The organism is Shewanella sp. TB7-MNA-CIBAN-0143, from assembly GCF_040310065.1.
Lineage (GTDB): Bacteria > Pseudomonadota > Gammaproteobacteria > Enterobacterales > Shewanellaceae > Shewanella.
The window spans coordinates 100,528-113,110 of record NZ_JBEOPL010000006.1 but is presented as its reverse complement, the minus strand read 5'-3'; the positions used below and the strand labels follow the sequence as shown (position 1 = coordinate 113,110).

General features: G+C 43.6%; 11 protein-coding genes. 6 read left to right on the top strand and 5 right to left on the bottom strand.

The annotated features are described in order from the left end of the window. Positions 1-22 precede the first annotated feature (22 nt). Complete coding sequence (locus AAEY97_RS06870) at positions 23-484, top strand: NanQ anomerase/TabA/YiaL family protein (RefSeq protein ID WP_102036963.1); 462 nt, start codon at positions 23-25, stop codon at positions 482-484. A 372-nt stretch (positions 485-856) separates the two neighbouring features. Continuing rightward, a complete protein-coding gene (locus tag AAEY97_RS06865) occupies positions 857-1,780 on the top strand; it encodes a manganese-dependent inorganic pyrophosphatase (protein WP_350997581.1) in 924 nt (307 codons plus the stop codon). An 89-nt stretch (positions 1,781-1,869) separates the two neighbouring features. Here the strand turns inward: AAEY97_RS06865 and AAEY97_RS06860 are convergent, their stop codons facing one another. The 4 genes from AAEY97_RS06860 to AAEY97_RS06845 form a co-directional block, all read right to left on the bottom strand. Then, the gene (locus AAEY97_RS06860) at positions 1,870-2,274 is read right to left on the bottom strand and encodes a DUF1850 domain-containing protein (protein ID WP_350997578.1); all 405 of its coding nucleotides are present in this window, start codon (positions 2,272-2,274) and stop codon (positions 1,870-1,872) included. Beyond that, positions 2,274-4,307, bottom strand: coding sequence for a TRAP transporter permease (locus tag AAEY97_RS06855; RefSeq protein WP_162024405.1), 2,034 nt, complete (start codon positions 4,305-4,307; stop codon positions 2,274-2,276). The genes AAEY97_RS06860 and AAEY97_RS06855 overlap by 1 nt, the downstream gene beginning before the upstream one ends. A gap of 203 nt (positions 4,308-4,510) precedes the next feature. Further along, positions 4,511-5,464 (bottom strand): TAXI family TRAP transporter solute-binding subunit, encoded by a 954-nt coding sequence (locus AAEY97_RS06850; RefSeq protein WP_011638983.1) that lies wholly within the window; start codon positions 5,462-5,464, stop codon positions 4,511-4,513. 332 nt (positions 5,465-5,796) lie between these two features. Then, a complete protein-coding gene (locus tag AAEY97_RS06845) occupies positions 5,797-7,071 on the bottom strand; it encodes a glycerophosphodiester phosphodiesterase family protein (RefSeq protein WP_162023942.1) in 1,275 nt (424 codons plus the stop codon). 236 nt (positions 7,072-7,307) lie between these two features. On the opposite strand from AAEY97_RS06845, the gene AAEY97_RS06840 reads away from it, so the two are divergent. From AAEY97_RS06840 to AAEY97_RS06825, 4 genes are all read left to right on the top strand, one after another. After that, positions 7,308-7,949 carry a DsbA family protein gene (locus tag AAEY97_RS06840; protein WP_059745728.1) on the top strand — a complete coding sequence of 214 codons (642 nt, stop codon included), beginning with the start codon at positions 7,308-7,310 and terminating at the stop codon, positions 7,947-7,949. 191 nt (positions 7,950-8,140) lie between these two features. Continuing rightward, a complete protein-coding gene (gene mtgA / locus AAEY97_RS06835) occupies positions 8,141-8,821 on the top strand; it encodes a monofunctional biosynthetic peptidoglycan transglycosylase (protein ID WP_350997576.1) in 681 nt (226 codons plus the stop codon). Between the two features lie 274 nt (positions 8,822-9,095). Beyond that, the gene (locus AAEY97_RS06830) at positions 9,096-11,030 is read left to right on the top strand and encodes a B12-binding domain-containing radical SAM protein (RefSeq protein WP_350997574.1); all 1,935 of its coding nucleotides are present in this window, start codon (positions 9,096-9,098) and stop codon (positions 11,028-11,030) included. Between the two features lie 250 nt (positions 11,031-11,280). Beyond that, positions 11,281-11,715: a dCMP deaminase family protein gene (locus AAEY97_RS06825; protein ID WP_350997571.1), complete on the top strand. Its 435-nt coding sequence runs from the start codon at positions 11,281-11,283 to the stop codon at positions 11,713-11,715. A 201-nt stretch (positions 11,716-11,916) separates the two neighbouring features. On the opposite strand, the gene AAEY97_RS06820 is transcribed toward AAEY97_RS06825, so the two are convergent. Next, a complete protein-coding gene (locus tag AAEY97_RS06820) occupies positions 11,917-12,327 on the bottom strand; it encodes a hypothetical protein (RefSeq protein WP_350997568.1) in 411 nt (136 codons plus the stop codon). Positions 12,328-12,583: the final 256 nt, after the last annotated feature.

Below are 12,583 nucleotides of genomic sequence, written 5' to 3'. Positions count from 1 at the left end.
GTTCTTATCTTACGGAATTTTTATGATTGTTGATACTTTAGCAAATCGCCACCTATACACTCAACTTAGCCCGAGATTAGCCAAAGCATTAGCTCATCTCGCGGACACCGACTTTAGCCAGCTTGAAGTGGGCAACTATCCGCTTGAAGGCAAAGATATTTTCGTTATCGTCAATGACTATGAAACTAAGCCTAAAGAGATCGAACCCTTTGAAGTTCATCAACAGTATATTGATGTGCAGTATGTGGTTAGCGGTGAAGAAGAATTTGGTTATTTACCGTTAGCCAATCAAACGCCTTCTAAGCCTTATTTTGACAAGCATGACTATGCTGAATACGACTATGAATCTAACAAAGATGATGCGGCATTTATTCCGCTAAAAGCGGGCATGTTTGCATTGTTTTTTCCTGGTGACATCCATATGCCGGGCACCAGCCCTACACCACAAAAAGTCCGCAAAGTGGTGATAAAGGTACGGGTATAACCTTAAAACATGACCAACGCTCAGTCCTACTACTGAGTTATGAGTAAGACATCGCTATTTGATAGAAGTCTGCTAAAGTTAATTCGAGCACAAGAAGCACCTCGACAGAGCACTTGAGATAGTCTCAATAGAACACTGAAACAGACTTCAATATCATTGTTATACCCAAGCTAAAGAAAAATATGCACTTACCCTGTGTAAAATAGAAAAAGCCCCGAGACTCTCCGCTCGGGGCCTTTTTTTGTCAATTAAACACGCATATCATCATGGATAACACTCATGTGGTAAGTTGAACCGTTGAAGTGGTATTTTTTAATGCGATGAAGATCAATTCTTGTTAAAATCAGGGCAACTTTATAGGAGAGTCTTTCAATGGCAATGTATGTAGTGGGTCACAAGATCCCTGATTCAGATTCAATTTGTGGTGCTATAGCATTAGCATATTTAAAAAACCAAATCGATGAACCGGCAATTGCAGCCCGTTTAGGCGAGCTATCACCAGAAACCGCATTTATTTTAGAAAAATTTGGTTTTGAAGCACCAGAATATAAAACCAGTTACGCTGGTGAAGAAGTCTATATTGTTGACCATTCAGAAATTACTCAAGCGCCAGATGATATCGCTCAAGCGACTATCGTCGGTATTGTCGACCACCACAAATTAGGCGACCTAACCACTTCTACTCCACTAGAATGTTGGATCCGTCCAGTAGGTTGCAGCAACACCGTCATTAAAATGATGTTCGATTTCTACCAAGTAGAAATTCCAGCAAACATCGCTGGTATCATGATGTGCGCCATCTTAAGTGACACGGTTATTTTCAAATCTCCAACCTGTACCACTGCCGATATCCGTTGCGTTGAAGCGTTAGCAAAAATCGCCGGTGTAGAAGACTTTAAAGAACTCGGCATGGACATGTTTAAAGTAAAATCAGCAGTTGCAGGCACGCCAGCGCGTGACCTTGTTATGCGTGACTTTAAAGACTTCAACATGAACGGTAACCTAGTGGGTATTGGCCAATTAGAAGTTATCGATTTGTCTGTATTTGACGACATCAAAGCTGACCTAGAAGCTGATATTGCTAAATTGAAAATTGAAGGCAATCGTCACAGCGTATTATTGCTGCTAACCGATATCATGAAAGAAGGTTCAGAAATGTTAGTTGTTTCTGATTCAGCAAACTTAACTGAGCGCGCTTACGGTAAACCTACCGTTGATGGTCGCGTGTGGTTAGACGGCGTATTAAGCCGTAAAAAACAAGTTGTACCTGCACTGCAAGATGCCTTTGCAAAGTAACTCGTTGTAAACATCTCAAATAAAGAAAAAGCTGAATCAATTGATTCAGCTTTTTTTATGCTTCAACGCCTATCTATTATGTCGATTAACTAACTTGTTATATCACAGCCCCATAGCTCAATGGAGGGCTGCTCAGTGGTAGGCTCACCCACCCAATAACTCATAGAATGGCATTGTTGCCCAGTCTGAGTCGATAACACACATAGCTGATAATCGCCAGCTTCTGGCGTGCGGCCCAACTTTAGCATTGGCAAAATAGGCAAATGCGGTTTGTAGTGCCAACTGCCATCTTTTAACACCGCATCGACAGGGATTTCCATTCCTGCGCCACTGCCTTTTACCCTTGCTTGTTCTAAAATAAAACCTTCATTAGTTAATCGATAATCTTCGGCCCAACGAATTTTCTCAATTGTGTGAGTCCAAGACAATGTCATCTGTTCAGCAGGCACTTGAGCCCAAATCGTGCCTGCTAAACCCAAACATAGCCCTAGCATTATTCGCCCTGCGCTAAACGTTTTAGCTTACGTGCACGCCATACGTGGTGCAAAATAAACGCCAGTGCCAAACCAAAACCTAACTCATCACTCAGCGGTGTCGCCATAATCAAACAGCCACCAGCAATAAAGCCTAAAACACGTTCCCACCAATAAAGGTTCTGTAATAAGTAGCCGGTAAATATCACGCCCCAAATACCAATAGCAACCGTCGCTTTAAGGACCACATAAACCGTTTCTAGCACACCACCACTTTGGAGCATTAGCGCAGGGTCATACACCGCCATAAACGGAATAATAAACCCAGCAATGGCAATGCGAATGGCCCATAAACTGATTTTTAAGCCTTTCTCTTTAGCGATTGGCGCCGCGGCGAAACACGCTAGGGCAACGGGTGGTGTAAGGTCTGCCATAATGCCAAAATAAAACACAAACATGTGTGACACAATTAACGGCACGCCTAAATCCAGTAACGCTGGCGCGGCAATTGAGCTGGTAATAATGTAGTTAGGAATGGTCGGGATCCCCATACCTAATACCAAACACGTCACCATCGTCAGCACTAAAGACAAAAATAAGTTATCTTGGCCGACAGCCAGAATATAGCCGGCAAACGTTGAAGCAATACCGGTTAGTGACACAACACCAATAATCACGCCTACTAGTGCACAAGCAATACCTACAGGTACAGCATGGCGTGCACCTTCAACTAATGCATGCAAACATAATGTGAGAGTTTCTTTACCACCTTTAACAAACCAACAAACCACCACCAGCATGGCAATAACGCCAAACATCACCCCAATACCTAACTGGAAAAAGCCTGCGCATATCACCCCTAATGCTATCCAAAAAGCAAACCGCATAGCAGCTGATGATAGATTGAGAATTATGGCCGAACCTAAAATCACAATCGCAGTCAGTGCTAAGCCAACCATGCCAGAAAACAGCGGTGTACGACCTGAAAACAACAAGCCAATCAAAATAAATAATGGGATGAGTAAGTACCAACGCAACTTAATTGCTGCCCACGGATCTGGACATTGGTCTTTGGGTAAGCCAGATAAATTGGCGCGTTTAGCTTCTAAATGCACCATCCAGAACACCGAACAAAAATACAATACTGCGGGGATCATCGCCGCTTTAGCAATTTCAATAAATTGCACATTAATGGTTTCTGCCATAATAAAGGCTACGGCGCCCATAATCGGCGGCATAATTTGGCTGCCCATACTGGATGTGGCTTCTACACCCCCCGCAAAAGCAGACCGATAACCAAAACGCTTCATTAACGGAATCGTAAACTGGCCAGTGGTGACCACATTGGCAACCCCCGAACCGGTAATGGTGCCCATGAGTGCCGAAGATACCACCGACACTTTTGCAGGCCCACCCACTTTATGCCCAAATAAGCCCATAGCAAAGTCGGTAAATAAGCGGATCATTCCAGCTTGCTCTAAAAAAGCACCAAACAGAATAAACAAGAAAATATAGGTCGCGGATACATAGGTTGGCGTGCCGTATAAGCCTTCGGTACCAAAGGCTAACTGGTTAACTATTTGGTCGAAACCATAACCTCGATGCATCAATTCACCGGGTAAATACTCACCAAACAAACCATAGGCCAGAAACATACCGCAAATAATCGGCAGGGCTATTCCCATTACTCGTCTTGCGGCTTCAAACACTAAAGCCACTAACACCACACCAATAATCATGTCATTTTGGGTTAAGTCACCGGAACGTTGAATTAAGTCTGCTTCAAACACCCATTGATAAACTGCGGTAGCCATACCCGCTAAACCGAGTATCCATGCCAAAGGTTGCCATGGCTGACTCTTGCCTATACCTGGATAACTAATAAACACCACTAATAATAAAAAGCCCACGTGTACGGCGCGTAATACTTGTGTCGAAACTGGATGAAATGCCGCGGTGGTAATTTGGAAAATAGAAAAAATTAATGCTACTGCAAACAAGGCTTTCGGCCAGTTGCGAGTATCGGCACTTAAGCCCTGCTCTGGTTCGGTAATTTGGGTTGGATCGCTCATGGTATGCCTCGACACTTACTACAACTAAATAACCTCAGCTCAGAAAATGAGTGGACTAAAAATGACGTTGACTCAATTAGTCACTCTTGATCTAAAACGGAAGTTAGCAAATATGGTTGAAAGACAGAAATAAACAAGCGCTTGCTGGGTTTACCAAACAAGCGCTGTTAACTTAAGACTATTACTTATAGCGCATTCACTTCTTTGTAATAGCGTTCTGCACCTGGGTGTAGTGGAATAGGCAGATCTTTTGCCGCTGTGGCTAAACTGATCGCCTTAGCAGCTGAGTGAGCAGTACCTAAACGGTCTAGGTTTTCAAACATCAGCTTAGTCATTTGATAAGCAATCTCATCAGACACCTTACTGTGACTTACCAATAAGTTTTGTATCGCAACCGTACTCACATCTTCTGTTTGGCCTTCGTAAGTATTGGCCGTAATCACCCCAACTTGATAAGCAGGATTATTAATTTTAGCGACAACATCCGCAGGGATAGCCACAAAGTTGATATCCATTGTTGCGGCTAAATCACGAATGGCAGCCATACCTAAACCAGACGATTGTAAAGTCGCATCCAATTGGCGGTTTTTAATCAGCTCAACAGATTCGGCATAAGGCAAAAACTCCACTTTACCCATGTCGTCGTAACTGAGTCCTGCAGCAGCAAAAATAGCGCGAGCGTTTAGCTCAGTACCTGATTTTGGCGCCCCGACAGAAATACGTTTGCCTTTTAAATCTGCAAGACTATTAATACCGGCATCTTTATTGGCGACAATTTGGATGTAGTTAGAATAAGTTGCCGCAATAACGCGTAATTTTTTAAGCGGTGCTTTAAAACCGGCTTCCTGATCACCTTCCCACGCTGCCGATACCGAATCACCTAGTGCAAGCGCTAATTCACCACGCCCAGCTTGTAATAAATTGAGGTTTTCAACCGACGCTTTAGTCGCTTGTACTGAGGTTTTAGAGCCCTCAATGCCATTGCTGTAAAGTTGAGATAAAGCCACACCGATAGGATAGTAAACACCACTAGTTCCGCCGGTGAGAATATTGATAAATGTCGGCGCGGCCATAACAGCCGTACTAATAGATAGCGCTGCAGCTGCGCCAATCATGCAAAAACGTTTGGTTAATTTCATCCTGCAATATCCTTATTTTTTATATTGTTATGAGTATTATTATGTAGTTACACTACCACTGACATCCTGTGCAATCTATATAGACTAAAGGCTAATAACATCATTATAAATCGCCTTTATTCCGCGATTTCAGTTACTTCGATACGACACCAATAGCAACATTAGCATTTTTCATCACCAACTTGCTTTAGGGCTGTCTGGGCAGCGAGCAATAAATACTCTGCCATCCACGAGTATAGTTAATTGAAATAAAAAGGTGCCAACAATGTCGGCACCTTTTTAGTCTATGGTGTAAGCCCTAATGAAATGAAAGGCTGGAATGTTATTAAGCCTTACATATTCATACAGTTAGCATAATATGTCACTGTGGCAGGCCAGTCAGAAAACACACCTATTACCCCGACATCTTTTGCCAGTACATCTAACAGCTCAAAAGTATCACCTTCGTTATCAATCACGTCAGCAATACTCTGATAATACCAACCACCGCCGCCTTGACTCAGTGGCCCCGAACGCTCTAATGACCAAGCAATAATCTTCAAGCCAGCGGCACTTGCTGCTTTGGCATATTCAGATGGCACTATCGCGTTATTGTCTCCTACGGTAACCAGCATCCATAAAGGTGGTGCAATAATCTTGACCCCGTCTGCCGCTAAGGTGTCCATACTCGGTGACCATGTGGCACTGTTTTGCGGATCAAATCCAGCTTGCTCGTCACGGCCATCAAGGTATACCGCTTGATCGGCAAATTCAGGTGCGTTGGCTATCCAATATTTTACATCGTCTAAATTAAACGATTGTGGAAACACTTGCGATGCATCAACACCTGCTGCGGCATATTCATCTAGCATTTTTTGGGCGTAATCTTGTTGGGTAAATCCATCATATGGCATGCTGACACTGGCCGACTTAAGCTCGGGAGTCATCTTTACTCCAGCAGCTTTGAATAAGGCAATACTTTCAGCGTGAGTCATTAACGTGCCATTACCGGCATATAAATCGGTGCGCCAATTTGGCGTGCCATCCATAAACTCTTCAACTGTGGTGGCATTGGGGTTAAAGCCGTCCATTTTGCCTTGTAAGGTTGTAAACTCTGCAAGACTAATATCGCTGGTACAACAGGTTGCCGTTGCACTCACGCCATTGACGGCATCGGCTGGTGAAAATGGCACTGAACATTTATTGGCTAGGGCCGGGATAGCAAGAATATTGGTGGTAGTGGCTAAATCACACTGCGAGTGACGGCAAACTAACTCTTTATCTGCTGTAAATGTCACGTCACATTCCACAATACCTGCGCCCGAATCGATAGCTGCTTGATAAGCTTCTTTGGTATGCTCAGGAAATTGCATTGATGCGCCGCGATGACCAATAGAAAAGTCAGTACGGTAAAATGAATTTGAAGCACATTGCGCTAATTGATCTTTTAACTCACTGTCTTGCATTTGACCGACTAAAAATAGCGGCCTAGGGCCTACTTGAGCGCTAACACTTTTATCCACTTCTGCAGTGGTGTCATTATTATCGTTACTGTTACACCCCGAAATCCATAACGTACTGGTTAAAACTGAAATGATACCCAGTGTTACACTTTTTTTCCTTGTCATCTTTTTGCTCCATGTTGTAATGCGGTAATGTCAGTTGTAATGGTTTGCTGAAAAATTCATCATCAGGAACAGCTTACGCAATGAATATGACTGAATTATCGAATTAATATGACAACCTTAGTTTCTACTGTTTTACCGACCGATTGAATAATATAAAACATGACCCTAACTGCGGTAACGGTAAATAGACAAGCAAATAAACGATAGTGAGTAAACAACTAACAATGAGGTCCACAATGGCAAACACAACACTTTATTATGTTCACGATCCAATGTGCAGTTGGTGTTGGGGATATCGCCCCACATGGGATGCTCTGCAAGTTCAACTACAACAGCAGTTTGGCCAGCAATTGAGTCTACACTATCTAGTCGGTGGTTTAGCGCCCGACTCCGACCAACCAATGCCGCAACCCATGCAGCAAATGTTACAACAAACCTGGCAAAAAATTACTCAACAGCTTGGCACCGTGTTTAATCACGACTTTTGGCAGCATTGCCAACCAAGGCGTTCAACGTATCCAGCATGCAGAGCTAGCATCATTGCTCGCCAATATGGGCTAGAGCAACAAATGATCAACGCCATTCAACAGGCTTATTACCTTAATGCGCGTAATCCATCTGATGTTGATACTTTGGTATCGATTGCGACTCAATTAGGGATCCCCGCAGACTTGTTCACAGAGCAATTAAGCGCTGATGAAACAGAAGATAAATTACTCAAAGAAATCAATTTTGCTCGCCAACTTCCCATTCAAGGATTTCCCTCATTAGTGCTGATGGTCGATAACAACGCCTATCCTATTCGGCTTGATTATCATCAATGGCAAACCAGCTTGGCAGACATACAGACAATTTTGTTAACAACCCAACCGAGTTAATTAGCCCATAAGGACATTAGGACCGCATGACTTAATGACTCTACGCACCGTCACGAGGTAAACGTCACTTAAGATATAAAGTTTGCACGACGTTGATTAGCCTTTGGCCTTAATGCCCAATATCCTATACTCTGCACGTCGAAAACGACAACGCCCCACACAGGCTCGTAAAACATAACATGAGGCAGTGAATGACAGATCGTAAACGAGGTTTTTTCGGTTGGACATGGTTTGTCATGTGGCGATTTTTGCTATTACTGGCGCTATTGTTACTGCTGCTTAGATTTGTGCCACCACCGACGACGTCATTTATGCTGCAAAGCGATTATCCGGTTAGTCAGCACTGGGTAAGTATTGATGAACTACCAGCGCACATGCCTTTAGCCGTAGTCGCCGCAGAAGATCAACTGTTTCCAGAGCACTTCGGGGTCGATTTTACCTCCATAACTAAAGCCCTTAACCAGTACGACGACGGCCAAGGTCTGCGTGGTGCCAGTACCATCAGCCAGCAAACCGCCAAAAACCTATTACTTTGGCCGGGTAGAAGCTTTGTTCGCAAAGGGATAGAAGCCATATTGGCCGTTAGCCTTGAAGCGATTTGGGGCAAAAAGCGTATCTTAGAGGTGTACTTAAACGTAGCCGAATTTGGTAAAGGTATTTATGGCGTAGAAGCGGCGAGTCAGCACTATTTTAATAAATCGGCCCGCTATCTATCCAACAACGAAGCGGCGCGCCTAGCAGTGTTGTTGCCGAGTCCGCGTAACCGAAACCCTAACAATTTAACCCCATACCTGCGCCAAAGAGTCGCTTGGGGTGAAAAACAAATGCGCCAACTTGGCTCAGGCTATTTAAAGCCTATTCTTACCAATTAACCGTCATCAGTTGCCCGTTGTTATTGCTCTTTGTTAAGAGCAATAACAACGGGCAACTGCCCTTCATATTTAAAAGATCAAAATATTGATCATTGATAAGCCATTAGCCTTTAATATCATTCAAAAAATACTATTCTCTTCCAATCGTCATCATGTGGCGAAAACATGATGCCTACTAGCAAGCCAGATGAAAGCCGGAATTAACAGGATTTGAACTATTTTTACTGTTAGAATGCGAGCTCATTTTTATCCGCTTTTACGATCAAGGCAGGCTATGACCGTTCTTCTAATGACTCCACCGATGACCCAGCTGAATACACCGTATCCAGCAACAGCGTATTTAACCGGTTTTTTACGCTCACGAGGCTATGAGGCGGTTCAGCGAGATCCTGCGATTGAGCTTTTCCTTGAGATGATGACAACGCCTGCGCTGGACATTATTCGTCAGCATGTAGAAGAAAACTTCGAACACTTTGAAGACGACGAACTGCCAGATGTCATCTTTAATTTTTTGGCTGAATTTGAGCGTTATCACCTCACCGTAGAACCTGCCATTCGCTTTTTACAAGGCAAAGATCCCAGCCTTGCAATGCGCATTAACACGCGTCGTTTTTTACCCGAAGGCCCAGCGTTTGATGCAATTGCTGAGATGGAAGCGGTATCTGGCGACGTGTTGCAAGCCGCCTTTGGTAATTTAGGCGTACAAGATAAAGCCAAGTATCTGGCCACTCTGTTTATTAATGATCTGTCGAACGTTATTACTCAGGGCGTTGATCCCTACTTTGAAGTCAGCCGTTATGGCGAGAAGTTAGCCGCGGCTAACCCAAGTTTTGACAACCTCTACGACACCCTAATGGGTGAACCGAGTTTCAGCTCTGAAATTTTGGAGCAATTGGTCGAGATGTATCTGGAAGACACCCAACCAAGTGTTGTCGCATTAACCGTGCCGTTTCCCGGTAATATGCTGGGCGCGTTACGTATTGCCCAAACCTGTAAAGCCATTAATCCAGACATTCCTATCGTCATCGGCGGCGGGTTTGTTAATACCGAACTGCGCGCACTAAAAGATCCTCGTGTATTTGAGTTTATTGACTTTATCTGTCTGGATGACGGCGAACGCCCGCTTATCACTCTGCTAGAATATTTTGAAGGCAAGCGTGAGATAGACGATTTAGTGCGAACCTATTTCCTCGCAGAGGATGAAAATGGCCAGCCCTATGTCCATTTCAATGAAAACACACAGCTGCACGATATTCCACAATCTGAGGTCGGCGCACCCATTTACGACGGCCTGCCACTAGGTGACTACCTGTCTTTATGTGAAATGCTTAATCCAATGCACCGTATATGGAGTGATGGACGTTGGAACAAACTGACCATAGCCCATGGTTGTTACTGGCGTAAATGCAGCTTCTGCGACGTGAGTTTGGACTATATTGACCGCTACGATACCGCTGGCGCCGATGTGCTGGTTGACCGAATCGTAGAGCTTGTCGAAGAAACCGGACAAACTGGTTTCCATTTTGTCGATGAAGCCTTACCACCAAAAACCTTATTTGCGTTTGCAAAACGTCTCATTGAACGCGGCGTAGTGATCAGTTGGTGGGGCAATATCCGTTTTGAGCGGACTTTTAGCCCAGATCGTTGTCAATTACTGGCAGATTCAGGTTGTATCGCCGTCAGTGGCGGCCTTGAAGTAGCGTCAGATCGTCTACTTAAACTGATGAAAAAAGGCGTCAGCGTTGAGCGCGTAGCCCATGTAACCAAAGCATTCAGTGATGCTGGTATTATGGTTCACGCTTACTTAATGTATGGCTTCCCAACACAAACCGAGCAAGAAACCATAGACTCACTAGAAATGGTGCGTCAGATGATGGAACTAGGTTGTTTCCAGTCAGCCTATTGGCACCGTTTTGTCGCCACCATCCACAGCCCGATAGGCATGAACCCAGAGCAATTTGGTATCACCCTTGCTGAACGCCCAGAGATCTTATTTGCTGAAAACGATGTCGATTTCACCGACCCGACCGGAACGGATCATGACATGCTGGGCGAAGGACTGCGTAAAGCAATCTACAACTACATGCACGGTATCGGCTTCGACCAACCAATGAGCTTCTGGTTCAACGAACCCGTTTCCCGCACATCAATGAAAAAAGACCTGATATCAAAAGCGATTAATAACTTTATTCTGAGTCATGAAGAGTAAGCAATGAAGCGTAGGTAATAAAGAGTAATTAGGACTATCTCATTGGAATAAGTAAACGCGACCTAAATAATTGGCAGTCAAATTCCGCTATACAGGCGCACCATAACCCTACTTAATATAAGAAAGAGAAAGAGTAAGTGGCTCCAAGGTTAGAATATTGAAGGTTGATTTATCACTGTTCTGCATAGAGAATAGCACCTAATTGAAATAATAATTAACGTGATACATAAAGCATAGGAACGGCAATAAGATGATGACAAAATGGGCGACACGCTTTTTACAAATGGCCGAGCTCGTAGCATCTTGGAGTAAAGACCCTTCCACCCGAGTTGGCGCAGTAATCACCGAAAACAATCGCATCGTCTCGCTAGGCTTTAATGGTTATCCTCACGGAATATCAGATAGCGCTGAAACCGATAACCGTGAAATGAAACTGCTAAAAACGCTCCATGCAGAAGAAAATGCCATTCTCCATGCCAAACGAGATCTCAGTAGCTGTGAGATTTGGGTAACCCACTTCCCCTGCCCAAACTGCGCCGCCAAGATTATCCAAACAGGATTACGCGCTGTGCATAGCCCGCAACCCAACGAAGATTTTTTATCACGCTGGGGAGATAAGATTAAAGTCAGCGAAGAGATGTTTGAGCAAGCTGGCGTTCAAGTCGATTGGATGCTAGTAGATTAACCTTACTTTTTCACCGTCGTTCGGGCAATGCGGTTGAGCCGGAATCCAGGTGTTTACTCTTTGCATTTATGGCCTGCGTGGCACTTCATCATAGTAAAGGGTGAACAGTCTAGCTTCACTTTACTAGCTGGCTTTAAAAGGCTAGGTAAAAATTTAACAATGGAAAATTTACCAATGGATGCCATGATTAATTCGTGTCGTTTACAAGCTTTCTAAGAATATTTGCCAAGTAAAAAATAACAACCACAGAAGGCCAAGCATAAAAGCGACATCTTCTTTAATCGATGAGCCAAACTCTGAGCTATTATCACCAAAAAAGTAACCTACTGGTTTGGAATATATTACTGCCGCTAAGCATAAACCTGGCACAAGATAATACAGCACCCAATCTTCTAAATACGTGCTTGTTTCATCGATACCCATTACAACGTAACTGTGCCCATACATTAGCAAATAGACTACGTATACAAGTACAAGAATAACGGCAAAATACTTACCCCATTTCCATTTTTTTAAGTTATCCGAAAGCGATAAATCGAATTCATGATTTGAATAAATGCCAAAAAAGATCAATGGCAGCATCAGTAAACAAATGCCTAAAAAAGTACTCAAAATACAGCTCGCTCCAGAAATTTAATAATGGGTGGCATGGTTAACGCCCTGAGCGGATAAAAATGGTTGGTTAAAATCGCGAAGCTATAACCAACTGTTTTTTTACTCCGTTTAAGCAAATTGTTAACTGGTTGCAACGGCAGGGTAATCCCCCCTAAAAATAGTAACTTTCGCCTTTACAGCTTTCTTTTTTGATCTTTTTTGCTGACTATTGCGACTCATGAGATACCTTTTAAAAACCAGTTAACGCCGCGTT